14 protein-coding genes are annotated in these 16,270 nt (G+C 39.1%); 10 read left to right on the top strand and 4 right to left on the bottom strand.

The genetic code is table 11. From position 1 onward, the window contains the following. Positions 1-699: 699 nt before the first annotated feature. Positions 700-1,104 (bottom strand): HAD family hydrolase, encoded by a 405-nt coding sequence (locus tag ACFQZ9_RS28050; RefSeq protein WP_498946645.1) that lies wholly within the window; start codon positions 1,102-1,104, stop codon positions 700-702. Positions 1,105-1,158: 54 nt separating this feature from the next. On the opposite strand from ACFQZ9_RS28050, the gene ACFQZ9_RS28045 reads away from it, so the two are divergent. Next, positions 1,159-1,716, top strand: a complete 558-nt coding sequence (locus ACFQZ9_RS28045) for a type 2 periplasmic-binding domain-containing protein (protein ID WP_498946643.1) — start codon at positions 1,159-1,161, stop codon at positions 1,714-1,716. A gap of 197 nt (positions 1,717-1,913) precedes the next feature. On the opposite strand, the gene ACFQZ9_RS28040 is transcribed toward ACFQZ9_RS28045, so the two are convergent. Further along, positions 1,914-2,576, bottom strand: coding sequence for a GntR family transcriptional regulator (locus tag ACFQZ9_RS28040; protein ID WP_026576149.1), 663 nt, complete (start codon positions 2,574-2,576; stop codon positions 1,914-1,916). A gap of 587 nt (positions 2,577-3,163) precedes the next feature. On the opposite strand from ACFQZ9_RS28040, the gene ACFQZ9_RS28035 reads away from it, so the two are divergent. The 7 genes from ACFQZ9_RS28035 (at position 3,164) to ACFQZ9_RS28005 (ending at position 12,246) form a co-directional block, all read left to right on the top strand. Then, a complete protein-coding gene (locus tag ACFQZ9_RS28035) occupies positions 3,164-4,606 on the top strand; it encodes an aldehyde dehydrogenase family protein (protein ID WP_498946642.1) in 1,443 nt (480 codons plus the stop codon). A 19-nt stretch (positions 4,607-4,625) separates the two neighbouring features. Continuing rightward, positions 4,626-5,828 (top strand): hydroxyacid-oxoacid transhydrogenase, encoded by a 1,203-nt coding sequence (locus tag ACFQZ9_RS28030; protein WP_498946641.1) that lies wholly within the window; start codon positions 4,626-4,628, stop codon positions 5,826-5,828. 50 nt (positions 5,829-5,878) lie between these two features. After that, positions 5,879-7,057, top strand: coding sequence for an iron-containing alcohol dehydrogenase (locus ACFQZ9_RS28025; protein WP_498946640.1), 1,179 nt, complete (start codon positions 5,879-5,881; stop codon positions 7,055-7,057). Between the two features lie 174 nt (positions 7,058-7,231). Next, the gene (locus ACFQZ9_RS28020) at positions 7,232-8,527 is read left to right on the top strand and encodes an MFS transporter (protein WP_498946639.1); all 1,296 of its coding nucleotides are present in this window, start codon (positions 7,232-7,234) and stop codon (positions 8,525-8,527) included. 65 nt (positions 8,528-8,592) lie between these two features. After that, entirely contained in the window at positions 8,593-10,056 is a 1,464-nt protein-coding gene (locus ACFQZ9_RS28015; protein ID WP_498946638.1) for an NAD-dependent succinate-semialdehyde dehydrogenase, read from the top strand. 691 nt (positions 10,057-10,747) lie between these two features. Next, positions 10,748-10,948 carry a protein YhfH gene (yhfH, locus tag ACFQZ9_RS28010; RefSeq protein WP_498946637.1) on the top strand — a complete coding sequence of 67 codons (201 nt, stop codon included), beginning with the start codon at positions 10,748-10,750 and terminating at the stop codon, positions 10,946-10,948. Between the two features lie 89 nt (positions 10,949-11,037). After that, complete coding sequence (locus tag ACFQZ9_RS28005; RefSeq protein WP_498946636.1) at positions 11,038-12,246, top strand: acetate kinase; 1,209 nt, start codon at positions 11,038-11,040, stop codon at positions 12,244-12,246. Positions 12,247-12,551: 305 nt separating this feature from the next. Here ACFQZ9_RS28005 and ACFQZ9_RS28000 read toward each other — a convergent pair whose 3' ends face one another. Both ACFQZ9_RS28000 and ACFQZ9_RS27995 read right to left on the bottom strand, forming a co-directional pair. Then, complete coding sequence (locus tag ACFQZ9_RS28000; RefSeq protein ID WP_498946753.1) at positions 12,552-13,217, bottom strand: benzoate/H(+) symporter BenE family transporter; 666 nt, start codon at positions 13,215-13,217, stop codon at positions 12,552-12,554. Continuing rightward, positions 13,205-13,780: a benzoate/H(+) symporter BenE family transporter gene (locus ACFQZ9_RS27995; protein WP_498946635.1), complete on the bottom strand. Its 576-nt coding sequence runs from the start codon at positions 13,778-13,780 to the stop codon at positions 13,205-13,207. The genes ACFQZ9_RS28000 and ACFQZ9_RS27995 overlap by 13 nt, the downstream gene beginning before the upstream one ends. 92 nt (positions 13,781-13,872) lie before the next feature. Here ACFQZ9_RS27995 and ACFQZ9_RS27990 point away from each other — a divergent pair, with 92 nt between their 5' ends. After that, positions 13,873-14,448 carry a helix-turn-helix domain-containing protein gene (locus ACFQZ9_RS27990; protein ID WP_498946634.1) on the top strand — a complete coding sequence of 192 codons (576 nt, stop codon included), beginning with the start codon at positions 13,873-13,875 and terminating at the stop codon, positions 14,446-14,448. A 712-nt stretch (positions 14,449-15,160) separates the two neighbouring features. Continuing rightward, positions 15,161-16,255, top strand: a complete 1,095-nt coding sequence (locus tag ACFQZ9_RS27985) for an L-dopachrome tautomerase-related protein (protein WP_498946633.1) — start codon at positions 15,161-15,163, stop codon at positions 16,253-16,255. The last annotated feature ends 15 nt before the right edge of the window (positions 16,256-16,270 follow it).

The following is a 16,270-nucleotide window of genomic DNA, read 5'->3' as shown; positions in this document are numbered from 1 at the left end:
TTTATTTTTAAACAGTGTTGATTGGAGCGGAAGGTGCGAGTATCCTGGAGCGGAAATCAACAACCAAGTTTGACACAGCTTTTTTAAAATAATTTCTCAACCGGATTTTTGGAGAAATCATACGATTGGTTTCTTAATATCAGTAACTGTTCTGCCAATGTATGGTTGGGCAAAAGGAATTTTGTTAGGGTTGTTAATTAGCCTCCCAGACGCACTGATTACAAAAGCCTATTTACCAATCATTGGCTTAGGAGTAATCGGAGGAGCTATTATTGGAGGCTTTATTGGCTAAGGTGTTGGAAGAGGCGTATGCAATTGGGGTTGTTTATGTTAGGTGGTTAGGGAAAAATCACCCTTAACTTTTACAAACAACTAATTTGTCCGATGAGAATAATGATAACTCAAGTATCTTAATTTAATTTCCACTATGAATCTTTGACACACCTACATTCTCTTTAAAGTTTAAACAATTTCTTTTTAAATTTGCTGTATGTGTTACTAGGCGAAATACAACAAAAAGGCATCCGAATGGTTTTTTCGGATGCCTTTTGTCTACAATCTGAGACCTGGCGATTTTATCGGAGTCATCCGTTATTCTCCCCATTGTGAAAGATGATTTTGTATTCTACGACTTTTCCGTAACTATCGGCTTTTTGAGATGTAAATTATTCCTAGTGTGAAAATCCTTCTAGAAAAAAACTAAGAAATAAACGAACTGTGAAGGTTAAAGACCTTATTTAATGCCAAAATTACCCCATCGTGGTTATTATCTTCCGTTACAAAATCAGCACTTTCCTTCACACATTCAGGTGCATTCCCCATGGCAATGCCTAAGCCTGCCGCTTCTAACATCCCAATGTCGTTAGTACAGTTGCCAATGGTCACTACTTCTTCAGGGGAAATTCCCAAATGGGTGATGACAGGCAAAATCCCTGTCCATTTAGTTCCCTTCGGAAAAACCTCCAACCGATCGCCTTCATCAAAACTCGCCGCACCGGTTATTTTTTCTTGAAGCATGGAGCGTTGATGTTGATCGAGATATAGGACCAAGCGATGGGCATCCAGATCTGTTTCTGTTAAATTCGACATTTTCGCTGCTGGCAATAAGTACTCAATACCTTGTGCAGGTCGATTAGAGCTGAATGCCCTATACGCAAAATGAGAGGTGCCAGCAATCGTTTGGAAGTGCTTAAAACGAGGCGTTATGATTTTGCGATCGTTTCAAAATTAGCTGCTGAAGAAGGAATCAAATTACACAAAGGCTTAGATATTGTTAAATCTTTTGAATTAGGATCTTATGTTTCGTGCCATAAGGTTTTCTTGGCTGACCCAACGAAAGCAAAAATTGAGCCAGGAATGAGAGTTGGGATTGATCGCTCGTCACCAGACCAAACAAACATAACCATACTTGAATGTGAAGGGTTGGACGTTCAATTGGTCGATTTGAACTATATGCAGCTTTTTGAAATGTTAAAAGAAAATAAAATTGATGCAGCTGTTTGGAATTCTGACGAGGTTCGATCAGTTGAGACTTTTCATACCGTAGACTTTCAATCAGAAAAAGCAAAAAAGTTAACAAAGAAAACTTCAGAAGCGACAATTGTTGTCGACGCAAGTAGAACTGAAGTGAAGAAACAAATCTCTTTACTGAACACAGAAATTGTTCTACATGCACAAAAGATGGTGGAAGCAGGCGAGAGGTTTCCCCAATATTAATCTGAAAATCAATCTAGATAAATGGTAATAAGTATGGAAAATGGAAAGTCATCACCTTTAAGAATCATTTCATACAAACGGAAATGCTAAAAGATCTTGAAGAAGTAAAATTAAAAAACATAATGAGGCTTCTATTTCTTAATAAAGAAGCCTTTTTTGTAGAATTTTAAGTACTTGTCGACCACTCAACCGGATGATTACTTTTTCCGATCTAATAAACGCATTAAGGAATCATTAATATGATGGAAAATAGCCTTTTCAGCTCTATATACGTCACGTGTACGAATCGCTTCAATTATTTCTTGATGTTCCGCTGGTGCCTCTTTTTGGTCGACCTCACCTTTAACATGGTAAAAACGGGCAATGTGAAGATGACAATGCATGCCCTGATATGCTTCGGAAAGGAAGGGGTTTCCCCCTGCATTCATGATAGAATAGTGAAATTGCTGATCTAGATGGGTGAAAATAATTACTTTTTTATTTGTAGACCCCATATTTGTTGAAATCATCATCTTGTTTAATCTGGACATTTCTTCAATAACACTTATTTTATTGAACTGGATAATATTTCGCACTGCATGGGTTTCCATTAAAAAACGAGCTTCTAACATTTTTTTCATATCGTCATCATTTAAAATTTTGCTAACATGATAACCTTTGTTTGGTTGTAAAACTACGAGCTTTTCTGAGTGAAGGCGTGATAGAGCCTCTCTAAGTGGAATTGGGCTAGTGTTAATTTCCTTTGCTAACAGTCTGATATTAATTTTTTCCCCAGGAGCTAACGTCCATTCGAATATTCTTTCTTTAAGTAAATTGTAGACATACTCCGTAGTCTCTCCTCTTTCTTTTTCCTTTATCATCCTATTGCCCCTATCTAAAAAATGTATGAAATATTGTGGGTTTTCTTAAGAAATAGTCTGTAACCGATTATACACGATAAAATCAACTTCTTCTTATTGTAAATATACCTTCCAAAAATAGAACAAATCAAGAAATTTAGGATAATACAAAACTTTTTCATTAAAAATAATATATCACTTTTAATGATTTATTGAAAATAATATATTAAAATATTTAGAAATTAAATCATTAATTTTTTCAGGAAACCTATTAAAACAAAGATTTTTTCTTATTTTAATAGGTTTTCTAGATAAATTGTTAGATTTTAATTTTTAAAAATATTTACAAAATTATATATTATGTGGTATATTTTCTATAAAATAATATATTATTTTTTGGGGATGTTCTTAAAACGAAGAGGAGGATGATAGAGGAGAATTGTTTCTAATCCAAAACTAGTCAATTTCTTGAGCAGGAGAATTAATAAAAATGTAAACGCTTTATAGGATATTTCATTTGAAGTCGTATGAGGAAAGAAAAATTAACTAATGTCAAATATTTACGGCCTTTTAATGTCGGATTTTGATTGTCAGAGGGGGAAAATGTTATGAGCACTGTTGCACTTGAAAATAAGATAAATTATGGACATTTTATAAATGGACAATGGATTCTGGATCAAAATACCATCCCTGTTGTAAACAAATATACGGGAGAAGAAATTTCAAGGGTCGGCAATGCTTCTAGAAGGATCGTTTCTGAGGCAGTAACCAATGCGTTTGAAACATTTCAAACCAAAAAGCTAAGTACCATTCAACGCTATGAGATCTTAATGCGTGCAGCTGAAATTGCCAAAGAAAGAAAAGAAGAGCTTGCTATGATTCTAGTTCATGAAGTGGGCAAAGTATTGAAAGATGCTCGGGGGGAAATTGATCGAGGAATTCAAACCTTGATTGCTTCAGCCGAAGAAGCAAAGCGAATCGCTGGGACAGGTGTTCCACTGGGACAGCCTGGAAATGAGAACAAAATGGCGTTTACCGTCCGCGTTCCGGTAGGAGTTATTGGTGCGATTACTCCGTTTAATTTTCCATTTAATCTCACCATACATAAGGTAGCTCCTGCAATAGCTGCAGGAAATACAGTCGTGTTGAAACCAGCTGAAGTAACCCCTCTTATTGCATGCAAGATTGCAGAAATCTTGTCCGAAGCAGGGTTACCAGCAGGGTTTCTTAACGTGGTGAACGGATTGGGTCAGGAAACAGGTCAATATCTATTAGAGGATGAACGGATTTCGATGTTCACCTTTACAGGCAGCCCAGGAGTAGGGCGGCATATTAAGAATAATACGGGGATTCGCAAGGTTGTCCTAGAATTAGGAAATAACTCCCCAAACATCATTCACAAGGATGTTTCTGATTTGGATAGGGCTGTTGAGCTGTGTGTGACGCGCGGTTATGTGAATGCAGGACAAGCCTGTATCTCTGTACAGCGTGTTTATGTTCACCGAGACATCTACGATTTGTTTGTTGAAAAGTCGGTTAAAGTCGCACAAAGTTTGAAAGTCGGTGACCCAACAGACCCAGCGACAGATATTGGACCGATGATATCTGAGAAAGAAGCGAAACGTGCAGAAGAATGGATCCAGGATTCATTAAGGGATGGGGCAGTTTTGGCACATGGAGGTAAACGGAATGGATCAATCCTTGAACCTACTATTTTAATAGATGTTAAGCCAACAATGAAGGTCGTTTGCCAAGAAGTGTTTGCTCCCATTATCAATATACTTCCGTTTGATGATATTGATGAGGCGTTCATTCAAGCAAATGATACGAAATACGGATTACAGGCTGGTTTGTTTACATCCGATATTAATCTCGTCATGCGGGCAGCGCAGGAACTCCGATTTGGCGGTGTCATCATCAATGATGTCTCAACCTATCGTGCAGATGTTATGCCATATGGAGGCGTGAAGGATAGCGGGATTGGTAAGGAAGGACCACATTATGCTATTCAAGAAATGACCGATGAAAAACTTGTCGTCATCAATTTATAACTGCGGAGGTCAGAAAGATATGAGAAACACATGGGATTTTTTTTCAACGGAGAGAATTGTCTTTGGAAATGGTGCGATTCAGCAATTGGACTCTATCCTGCAACGTTTAAAAGCAAAAAATATACTGTTGGTTACTGACCCTGGAATCAAAAATGCTGGTATTTTAGACAGAGTCCTATCTTTGTTGGAACAAGCCAACTACCATACGGTTGTCTATGACCTGGTCGTACCGGAGCCGCCTGTAGAATCCGCCTTTGCTTGCTATGAGTTTGCTAAATCACAAATGGATATCGATGCAGTCATTGGCCTTGGTGGAGGAAGCAGCATTGATATGGCGAAGATTTCCGCTTTGTTGGTTGCCCATGGCGGACATCCGCTTGATTATGGCGGAGAAAACCAAGTTCCTGGTCCGATTGCCCCTCTGATTGCGATACCAACGACAGCAGGAACTGGCTCGGAAGTGACTTCAGTTGCCGTATTGACAGATGTAGAGAATAACCTAAAAGTCGGCATTTCGGATAATTATCTGCGGCCGACTGTGGCCCTTCTTGATCCAGAGCTGACAATAGGGCTTCCTGCATACGTAACAGCCTGTTCTGGAATTGATGCGTTGGCACATGCGATTGAAGCTTATACCGCTAAACCGTCACCTTATATTCAAGCGGAGGGAAATATCTTATTTCAAGGTTCGATGCCGATCAGTGATGCGCTTGCATACCGTGCGATTGAACTGATTGCTAAAAACCTGCCGCTTGCTGTGCTGCAAGGAAGCAATGTTGGGGCCCGCTCCAATATGCTTTTGGGAAGCCTACTTGCGGGAATGTCTTTTTCAAATGCGGGAACAGCTGCAGCCCACGCGTTAGCATACCCAATTGGCGGTCTTGTTAAGGCACCGCATGGAGAGGTCACAGGTCTCTTGCTTCCATATGTTATGGAGTATAATGCTTCCGTAGAAACAGAAAAAATGATCAACATATCCAAAGCGTTTGATATAGATACTGAAAGACTTTCCGATAAGGAAGCAGCTTTGGCAGCTTCAAAAGCAGTATTGGAATTGCTTCAAGAGATTGGGCTGCCAACACATCTTTCAGATATTGGGATTAAAGAAGACGATATTCCTGAGATCGCAGAGAAGACACTTCAAATTGATCGTCTTATTCGCAATAACCCAAGAGTACCAACGCAAAGTAGTTTAGAAGAATTACTTCGAAAAGCCTTGTAAGAGTCAGGGCATAAACTCTATGAAAATACTATTAAAAGGGGAGAATCTGAATGTCACTAATGCCGTTTACATATTTTATGCCGACACGAGTGGAAAGCGGTAATGGAGTTTCTGAAAAAACGGGAGAAATCGTTAAAGAATTAGGGGTAACGAACGTTTTAATTGTAACGGATCGAGGAGTTAGAGGAGCCAATCTTTTGGAAGGAATAGAAAGATCCCTCCAAGCGGTTAATCTAGATTATCAAATATTCGATGAGGTAGAACCAAATCCTTCGGCTGAAACCATTCATAGAGGAACAGAGTTTCTTAAGGAGCATCGCTGTGAAGCTGTCCTTGCTGTAGGTGGCGGCAGCAGTATTGATACGGCAAAAGGAATTGCCATAATGGCAGTCAATCCAGGCCATATCTTGGATTATGAAGGGGTGGGAAAGATTACGATTCCACCACTCCCGATCATTGCGATTCCGACTACTTCTGGAACAGGAAGTGAAACAACGAATTCAACCGTTATTACGAATAAAGAAACGTCCTTTAAGTTAGGTGTTCTTAGTTCCCATTTGTTTTCAGATGTAGCGATCCTGGATCCTGCCCTTACATTAAGACTGCCTCAGGAAATTACGGCAGCAACAGGTATGGATGCTTTGACCCATGCGATTGAATCCTATACATCCAAGACGGCTAATCCTGTCAGCCAGGCATTTGCGATGCAGGCGATTAAAATGATTGGAGAAAACTTAAAAAAAGCTTACTTTGTGGGAACGGATATTGAAAGCAGGGAAAATATGCTTATTGCCTCTATGATAGCCGGAGTAGCGTTTTCGCAGTCCCGTTTGGGAAATGTACATGCCATTTCTCATACTTTTGGAGGGGTTTTTAATATTCCGCATGGAATTGCAAATGCTGCTCTCTTGCCGTTTGTGATGAAATTTAATTTGCCCGCGTGTGCCGATCGGTATAAGGATATAGCCATCGCTTTAGGGAAAGGTGTCAGCGGATTAACGACTATCCAAGCTGCTGAAAAAGCCATTGAAACGGTTATTGAAATGAATCAAGCGATGAAAATTCCCCTTAATATTAAGGATTTGGGAGTCTCATTAGATCTATTGCCGAAGTTAGTGGAAGATTCGATGAGGAGCGGAAACGTTTTTGTTAATCCTAGATTAACCAAAGCTTCTGATATTGAAAAGATTATTGAAAAGGCTTATTACGGGGATTTGGAAGATTTTTAGCATTATGATAGTAGCAGCCTATACACCTTACAGCTTCGAATTTCTTTCGATACTCATCTTAGAATCTAACAGGATATGAAATTATTGATGTTATGAAAATATTACTAATACACTAGTTAACAACATGTACACGGGGAAATGCAGGGAATATTAATATCAAAGATGGGGTGCCTTATGAAAAAAACAAATGGAAGATGGTTAGTTGTCGTTCTGCTTTTCATTGCAACAACAACAAATTATATGGACAGGGCAATTCTGGGGATTGCAGGACCTTCCATGATGAAGGACCTTTCGATTTCGGTAGTTGAATTTGGAGTTTTGGGATCGGCATTCTTTTGGTCCTATGCCTTGATGCAGATTCCGGTCGGGGTGATCGTGGATAAACTGGGCGCCCGATTAACGTATTCTATCGCAATTGTCTGGTGGTCACTTTGTACATTACTTACAGGATTTGGCAGAACGATTGGAGCACTCATTGGTATTCGCGTTTTAATGGGGATTGGAGAAGCGCCGGCGTTTCCAACCAATACTCGTGTTATTTCAGATTGGCTGCCTTCACACGAACGGGGGATGGCAAACGGGATCTTTAATTCTGGAACGGCAATTGGCATTGGAATAACCACACCTATCCTCGCATGGATTATCGAAAATTGGGGATGGCATGCCTCATTCGTTGTCATTGGATCTGTAGGATTTGTCTGGCTTGCTTTCTGGTTATTTTATTTCAAAAACCACCCAAGCCAAAGCCGTATCGCAAATGAAGCGGAAGTAGCTTATATAGAGGCTGGACAAGAGAAAAAAGAAAGTATACCGAAATTAAACATTTCTCCATTTAAATTTTTCAAACATAGAAATGTTTACCCAATGTTATATGGCTTGTTTGCGCATAACTATCTTACTTACTTAATGATGACTTGGCTCCCTACTTATCTAGTCACTGAACGGCATATGACACTTATAAAAGCCGGATTTTTCACGATGCTTCCTTGGATTATGTCTTTTCTAGGAAATATACTTGGGGGCATTTTATCGGATAGCTTAATTAGAAGAGGCTGGAATTCAATCAAAGCAAGAAAAACGATTTTAGCGATCGGAATGTTATTTCCATTTGCGATTATTCCGACCATTTATACAGAAAATGCTATGACAGCCCTTTTGTTAATTTCTTTAGCCATCGGTGGTGAAGGCTTGGCAGCGGGTATTCTATGGGCAACGGTTTCTGATGTAGCTCCAAAGGGTGCGGAAGGAAAGCTTGCTGGACTGCAAAATCTTTTCGGGAACCTGTCAGGATGGCTTGCTCCGGTTGTTACAGGGGTATTAGTTGCTAAGCTTCATAATTTCACCCTAGCGTTGATTATCCCTGTCGTTATTTGTGCTATTGCTTCGTTTGGATATGCCTTTCTACTTAAAAATGAAAGGATTTCACTTAAAGAGGATCCTACCAATGGAAGTAACGTATCTGGATTTTAACGATCATTCCATATTTATTAAATCCGCAATCTACTTGAGTAAAAAGGAATAAAGGAGATTTAATTATGTTTAAAACACTTGAATTAGTTGATTTAACTGAATTAAAAATGTATGTAAATGGAGAATGGATCCATTCACAGGGTGGAAAAACGTTTCCAGTTAAAAATCCATCTACAGGAAAAGTTGTTGCACTTGTTCCAAACGGCGGACGATTAGAAACAAACCAAGCAATCACTGCTGCTGAAAAAGCCTTTAAATCCTGGTCAAAATTAACCGCAGCCGAGCGTGCTAAATATTTATTAAAATTACATTCACTTATGCATGAGTATAAAGATCAATTAGCTGAAATCATGAGTTTGGAAATGGGTAAACCTTTTACGGAAGCGCAAGGCGAAGTTGTTTTTGCAGCTAGTTATCTAGAATGGTTTGCAGAAGAAGGACGCCGAATTTATGGTGAGACGATCCCTGCATCTGCTCCTAACAAAAGACTGATGGTCATCCGCCAGCCAATCGGAGTTGTTGCTGCTATTACTCCTTGGAATTTTCCTTTAGCCATGATGACTCGGAAAATAGGGGCTGCATTGGCAGCAGGGTGTACTGGAATTGTGAAGCCTGCAAGCCAATCTCCAATCAGTGCAATCGCGTTTGGGAAATTGGTTGAAATGGCTGGAATTCCTCACGGTGTAGTAAGTGTGGTTACAGGTCAATCGGGTCCCATCTCAGATGAAATTTTTGAAAATCCGGCAGTTAGGAAAATTTCTTTTACCGGATCCACGGAAGTAGGGAAACACCTTGTCACTAAGTCAGCTGCACAATTGAAAAGGCTATCATTGGAGCTAGGCGGCCATGCGCCATTTATCGTCTTTGAAGATGCTGATTTAGAGGCAGCTGCTGCTGGTGCTGTTGCAAGCAAATTTAGGAATACAGGTCAGACATGTGTTTGTGCAAATCGAATCTACGTCCAGCGGTCCATTCTTGAGAAATTCTCTGAAATTTTCGTTGAAAAAGTGCAAGCGCTTAAAGTCGGAAATAGTTTGGATCCAAGTGTACAAGTTGGACCGCTTGTAAGCCAAGATAGCTTAGTAAAAGTAGAGGGGCAGGTCAATGATGCCTTGGACAAAGGGGCACGGATTCTTTGTGGCGGACAAAGGATGAATGGGGAATTGGCTGATGGATTATTCTATGAACCTACCGTCCTAGCTGAAGTAAGTCCGGAAATGCTGATTACCTATGAGGAAACATTTGGTCCTGTTGCACCAATCATCCCATTTGATTCAGAAGAAGAAGTGATTGAACTAGCTAATCATACGGAGTATGGGTTAGCTGCCTATTTTTATACACAGAATATTAGTCGTGCTGTTAGAGTTTCAGAAGACCTTGAGTTCGGAATTATTGGTATGAATGATGCCGTTCCTACTGTTGCTCAAGCTCCGTTTGGCGGCATGAAAGAAAGTGGAGTCGGAAGGGAAGGCGGTCATCAAGGCCTTGATGAATATTTAGAAGATAAGTTTATCTCGATGGGGATTTAAGTACCTATAAGATTGTTAGAAACGAAATCTCCTTGATAATCCTAATTATCAAGGAGATTTTTATTTTGTATTTTTTATATCTGAATAAAAAGAGTGAAGATGTAAATAAATGTTATATGTAAAGGTGAGTTTATTATGTCCTTCAGGCGTTTATTTGATAAAAAAACGGAAGCGAAAAGACAAAGAATAAATAAAGAAATTTTAAGGGAAAATGGCGCTCTTTCCCTTCATCATAATTTAAAAGACAACCTTCAGCATATTAGGCAGGAGGTCGGACAGTCATGATGTTGTGTTCCGTGAATTCGAGATTGGAAGACTGCAAGTACAAGCGGCTGCAGTTTTTATTTACAATTTGATTGACAACAAGTTAGTCGATGATTTTTGTCAGGCGTTCCTTGATTAAGGAAGAATCCCTCTTATTCGAGAGGGATTCTTTCCTCGTTTATATGAACTTAAAAACTGCTGCTTTATCCTCCTATTATTCTCTTTCATCCATGAATAGTAAGTTATGTCCAAAAATTCTGATAAGTACAATAATCTACTATACAATAAATTTAAATAAACAGTCTGGTAAAAGACGATTGATCAGAAGGGCGGAGATATGTGTTCGGAGAAGGTGGTTAGGTAGCTTGCTGGTGATAGATTAATTTCTTTTGTACAAACTCTCTAATTTCGAATAACAGTGAGGAAGATGATTATGAGCGTAAAAGTCATTAAGAAACAGAAAGTTTCTAAGAACTTTCAAAAATTATTTCCACCAATTGTTTGCGTTTACTGCGGTTGCATTATAGAAGAGCAACATGAATCGTACTTAACGAAGTGTAACCAGTGTTTAAGTAAAGAAAATGAGAAAATCAAATTTTTCACCATAAGCACTATTGAAAGCGCTTGATTTCAACGAAAAAATATAGTTGTTTTAATGTCGTTAAAAGATTTAATTTAAATGGAATATTCTTATACTCAACTAAAGGAGATGATTAAATGGCTAAAATTCTTGTCATTAATGCTGGAAGTTCCTCATTGAAATATCAACTATTACACATGCCCGAAGAAGTTTTAATAACGAAAGGGTTGGTGGAACGGATTGGTTTAAAGGAATCGATGTTTACGATTGAGGCTTTCGGCAAGAAAATGCAGGTAGTCCAAACAATTAATGACCATCTGGGAGCAGTTAAACTCCTGTTGAATAAGCTGACCAGTTTAGGAATTATTTCATCACTTGAAGAAATCGATGGAATCGGTCACCGTGTTGTTCATGGGGGCGAAAAATTCAGTGAATCTGTCTTGATCCATGATGATGTATTGAGAGAAATTGAGGAAGTATCGGAGCTGGCTCCACTTCACAATCCAGCCAACCTGATCGTAATTAATGCTTTTCGTGAATTATTGCCTGAAGTCCCTTCTGTAGCAGTATTTGACACTGCTTTTCACCAAACGATGCCGGAACAATCCTTTCTTTACAGCTTGCCGTACCATTATTATCAGCGATACGGAATGCGTAAATACGGGTTCCATGGGACAAGCCATCAATATGTATCAGGACGTTGTGCGGAATTGTTGAAACGTCCTCTTAAGGAGCTTCGTTTAGTATCCTGCCATCTCGGAAATGGAGCAAGCATTACGGCCATTGATGGAGGTAAATCAATTGACACGTCGATGGGATTTACGCCGCTTGCAGGGGTGACGATGGGAACGCGGTCAGGAAACATTGATCCAGCGCTGATCACCTATATCATGCAGAAAACGGGTCAGAGCGCTGAGGAAGTGGTGGAGATTTTAAATAAGGAAAGTGGCCTGCTCGGGATATCTGGTTGTTCAAGTGATCTTCGGGATATTCAGGAGGCAGCGGAGAAAGGCCACAAAAGGGCAGAGCTTGCGTTACAAGTGTTTGCACAAAGAATTCAGGAATATATCGGGACGTACGCGGTAAAGATGAAGGGCCTTGATGCGATTATCTTTACAGCTGGAATTGGAGAAAACAGTAACCTGATCCGTGCTCGTGTTTTGGAAGGTCTGGAATTTATGGGGGTGTATTGGGATCCTGGTCTCAATCAAGTGAGCGGAAGAGAAACGTTTGTTAGTTATCAACATTCACCGGTTAAAGTGCTGGTCATTCCGACTAATGAAGAAATCATGATTGCAAGGGATACGTCTCGCCTAGCGATTCGTGAAAGTCTACTCGTTGTATAGAAAAAATAGTACTCTGAATTTTAAGGGGATTTATCATTTAAAAATAATCATTGTTCTGTTTTCAATAAGACTTGCAATCTAGCAGATGACCAGGATGCGCTGATAATGAGATTACTGTTTATTATGTAAATGGAAATAATTTTAATTGAGGAGTACATACATTTTTATTATCATGAACGATTACAAAAAAGACTAAACGGCCTTAGCCCTTAGAATACAGGGCTAAAGCCGCCTAATATCTTTTTATTTCCACTGTCTACTTGACAGGGGGCAGTTCAGAAACTCCAAGCCATTTTTTGTGACTATTAAACCGATTGAGTTGTTTGATTCTGTGAAGCAGAAGGTTTTAAATCTGTTCGATCTAAGAAGAAGGAAGATAAGGTTCCTCCAACCAATCCCCAAAAAGGTGCCCCGATATGAAAGAGAGAAATTCCAGAAATCGTAATCAAAAATGAAAATAAAGCACCTGTTTTAAAACGCCCTGAAAAGCTCGTCTTCAAAGAGTCAATCAGGACATTAATCATGGCCAGCCCGCCCAGCATTTTAATTAATGAGGAGGGAATCAAATGGGGAACGGCTGCCGCCATTGGTGCAAAAACAGCTAATAAACATGACAAAATTCCTAATACGATTGCAGCGGCATAACGATTTTCTTTCAATCCAGATTCTTTACTTGCTAATAATGCAGTCATTGGACCGGCAATACAAGCAGAATGGCCGCCCATAAATCCATTGAGAATCGATCCAATCCCGCTCCATCTCGTCATAGAATTAATGGGCGGGAGATAATTCGTACTCTCCAGAACAGCAATTCCTTGAGCATTTTGTATTGCGATGACCGTAAGCACTAACGGAATAACCAGTTCTCCCATCACAGAGAGATTAAAGGAAGGAAAGACCACGTGCGGTACCGCCAAAGAAAATGATACACCATGAACTTGAATTCCTGGTAATACTTTTAATAAAACAATAGATGTGAGAATAGCCCCAACAATGGGAGGGAATTTTTTGACAGCTTTCCGAAAAAAGAAAGAACAAGAAATACTAGAAAAGGAATTCCATTTAACAAGGGATTGTCGAGAACAGAACGAAACATATCTGTACCAAAAGGAAGAAGGACGCCGGAAACCATTCCCATCATGACTGGCATAGGAAGGACCTTCATTAATTTATCGATCATTCCAGATATTCCTAAAAGAAAAATGACGATGCCTGACACGAGATAGGCACCAACTACCTGGCTAAATGTGTAATGAGATAAGGATGCTCCGACAAGAATTGCACCAGGAATCGAAAAAGCATATCCAATCGGCTGGCGGTAATAAATAGAGAGACCAATCGATAGCAATCCCCCAATTCCATAAATAGCAAAAATCCAGGATGTAATCGCTGAATCAGATAGGTGGCCTTTCGAAGCTGCTTGTAAAACAATCAGTAATGGTCCAGTTGCGCCGAATAGCCAGGCCACGAAACCATTTGAAATATTTCCAATCGATAATAATCGGGGAAATTCAACAATATTCTTCTTCCACAAAGGACTCACTCCTAAAATAAGTTACAGTATAGTATAATATATTAAAACCAATAAAATGTATATAAAAATATACAATAAATATGGAGGACCGAATGAAGGGATTAGAAGATGAACAAACAAGAAAATTAATTCAACAAATGGGCGGGCTGCTTCGGAAAATTAGAAGCGAACAAAAATTGAGCCTCGAGGAGCTTGCCGAAAAAACAGGTGTTAGCAAGCTCACGTTAGGAAAGATTGAAAGGGGAGAAACGAATCCCACATTAGGAGTTGTATGGAAAATTACAGAAGGGTTATCGATCCCTTTAACAAGAATTTTAGTAATGGACGATCATGTCGATCTTTCGAGATGTGGAGAGGGCTTTATAATTTATGGGCCAGATCAAACATGGAGAGTAGAGACAGTTTTTCGGAATACAGATGGACCAACAATGGAAATTTATCGAGCATTTCTTGAACCGCAAGCCATGTACTCGCCGGAGCCGCATCATAAAGGAGCAATGGAATTTGTGACGGTAATGAGGGGAAATATCAGCTTTAAAGTAGAGGAGAGGGTATACCAACTCAAACAGTTTGATTCCATTAAGTTTGAAGCTGCGAGCAAACATCTTTATAAGAATATCGGTGATGAAGAGGCCGTGTTACATGTAGTGGTGAGATATCCTTCTTAACACTTCAAATATTGAATTTTCTATAAAAACCCAAGTGAGTAAACGTGTGTTCCTCTTATATTTATATAAAAGCTTTAGATTGTGAGGAAAGTGGATGTTTATTACAAGAGGAAATTTTTAGAATGGGAGGGATAGGGTGGTCAGTGCTGGTAAATATTTAATTTGATGGTCAGACATTTGTGGAACAGTTTTGGAGGTCCTACACAAACATGGCTGTCAACTAAACAAAGAAACCAAACGCTGTTGAAGATGTTGTAAACAAGCTATATACAAGCTGCTAATATGTAAGGGAAGATCATTTATTTATAGCACTTTTGATTGAAGGAATGTTTTTGTTGGTCTTAATTATCCAACGAAAACAGGTTGGAGGGATATATACTTTTAGGTTATGCGGGTTACTGACTAATACCCCACCCCTGTAAAAAATATCGAAATACAGATATTCTTTACAGGGGGGAGTGGTATTTTCAAAAGGGTATATGCTTTAGTGTGAAGCTGGGAACCAGATGATGCAGCTGTTTAATACATGAATTTCTTCATCTTGTCATTTGCTTATAAAGCATACGCAGTTTCGCCTGACAGACTTTTTATATTTCGAAAACAATCAATTCCATCATCTTTTCGTATAGAAAAACCTATTAAGAAACATGCACTAGAAAAAATATAAATCATATATAGGTGATATCCCGTTTAAATGGTTGAGGAGGATACCATGAAACCTATGCTGCCTATTGAAAATTATTTCGGTAAGTTAGAACTAGTTTATGAATTTTATGGCACTATGCCTACAGGTGTCAGTGTTTCGGAAACTGGTCGTATTTTTATTTGTTTTCCGAAATGGGGAGACGATGTTAAATTTACGGTGGCGGAAATTGTTGAGGATAAATTGCAGCCTTATCCTAATTTACAAACCAATTTGGTTAACCCTGAGAATATCACAATGACTTTCATCAGTGTCCAAAGTGTAGTTGCTGATGGAAGGGGAACGCTTTGGATATTAGATACAGCGGCACCCAATTTTTCTGAACCTATTAAAGGTGGGGCAAAATTAGTCGCTGTTGATTTAATAACCAATACAATTAGAAGAGTATATACCTTTACAGAAGATGTTGTCCTGCCAACAACTTACCTGAATGATGTCCGATTTGATTTTCGTGTTGGAAACGCAGGTTATGCCTATATAACGGACTCTTCTTCCAAAGGACCAGGAGCTATTATCGTCGTAGATTTAGAAAATGGAAACGCGTTTAGACGATTAAATGGAGCAAATTCAACTTCACCCGATCCCTATTTTTTACCGAAAGTAGAAGGTAAAATTTTAATGAATCGAAACAAAGACGGTTCAACCTCACCATTTAGATTGGCTTCTGATAGTCTTGCGATTTCTCCCGATGGAAAGATATTATTTTTTGCTGCACTAACCAGTCGTCATCTGTTCTCGATCTCAACAGAAGCCCTGAGAGACAGAAATATACCGAACATGGATTTACCTTATCATGTGGAGTATCGGGGAGAAAAAGGTGCGTCTGATGGAATGATTACAGATGCAAAAGGGGCAGTTTATGCTGGAGATTATGAGAACAATAGTATTCGAAAGATATTGCCGAATGGCACAATGGAAACCATCGCACATGATCCGAGAATTTTATGGCCGGATACTTTTTCGATTGGTCCGGATCGATACTTATATTTCATTGTGAATCAATTACATCGGCAGGCAAGATTTCATTATGGCAAAGACCTACGACAAAAACCGTATAGTTTACTTCGTATGAATATTGATGAATTACCTGCGCCTACCATTTAATAATAAAAAATAGTT

The sequence above is a fragment of the Neobacillus sp. GCM10027624 genome (genome assembly GCF_042675345.1).
GTDB lineage: Bacteria > Bacillota > Bacilli > Bacillales > Cytobacillaceae > Neobacillus > Neobacillus cucumis_D.
This window is presented reverse-complemented; position numbering and strand designations above follow the sequence as displayed.

What these genes read in the sequence shown, in the direction of transcription:
- ACFQZ9_RS28020 (WP_498946639.1), top strand. Translation starts at nt 7,232, where the DNA reads ATGAAAAAAACAAATGGAAGATGGTTAGTTGTCGTTCTGCTTTTCATT.
- ACFQZ9_RS28005 (WP_498946636.1), top strand. Translation starts at nt 11,038, where the DNA reads ATGGCTAAAATTCTTGTCATTAATGCTGGAAGTTCCTCATTGAAATAT.
- ACFQZ9_RS28035 (WP_498946642.1), top strand. Translation starts at nt 3,164, where the DNA reads ATGAGCACTGTTGCACTTGAAAATAAGATAAATTATGGACATTTTATA.
- ACFQZ9_RS28045 (WP_498946643.1), top strand. Translation starts at nt 1,159, where the DNA reads ATGAGAGGTGCCAGCAATCGTTTGGAAGTGCTTAAAACGAGGCGTTAT.
- ACFQZ9_RS28040 (WP_026576149.1), bottom strand. Translation starts at nt 2,576, where the DNA reads ATGATAAAGGAAAAAGAAAGAGGAGAGACTACGGAGTATGTCTACAAT.
- yhfH (WP_498946637.1), top strand. Translation starts at nt 10,748, where the DNA reads ATGATTATGAGCGTAAAAGTCATTAAGAAACAGAAAGTTTCTAAGAAC.
- ACFQZ9_RS27990 (WP_498946634.1), top strand. Translation starts at nt 13,873, where the DNA reads ATGAAGGGATTAGAAGATGAACAAACAAGAAAATTAATTCAACAAATG.
- ACFQZ9_RS28025 (WP_498946640.1), top strand. Translation starts at nt 5,879, where the DNA reads ATGTCACTAATGCCGTTTACATATTTTATGCCGACACGAGTGGAAAGC.
- ACFQZ9_RS27985 (WP_498946633.1), top strand. Translation starts at nt 15,161, where the DNA reads ATGAAACCTATGCTGCCTATTGAAAATTATTTCGGTAAGTTAGAACTA.
- ACFQZ9_RS28030 (WP_498946641.1), top strand. Translation starts at nt 4,626, where the DNA reads ATGAGAAACACATGGGATTTTTTTTCAACGGAGAGAATTGTCTTTGGA.
- ACFQZ9_RS28015 (WP_498946638.1), top strand. Translation starts at nt 8,593, where the DNA reads ATGTTTAAAACACTTGAATTAGTTGATTTAACTGAATTAAAAATGTAT.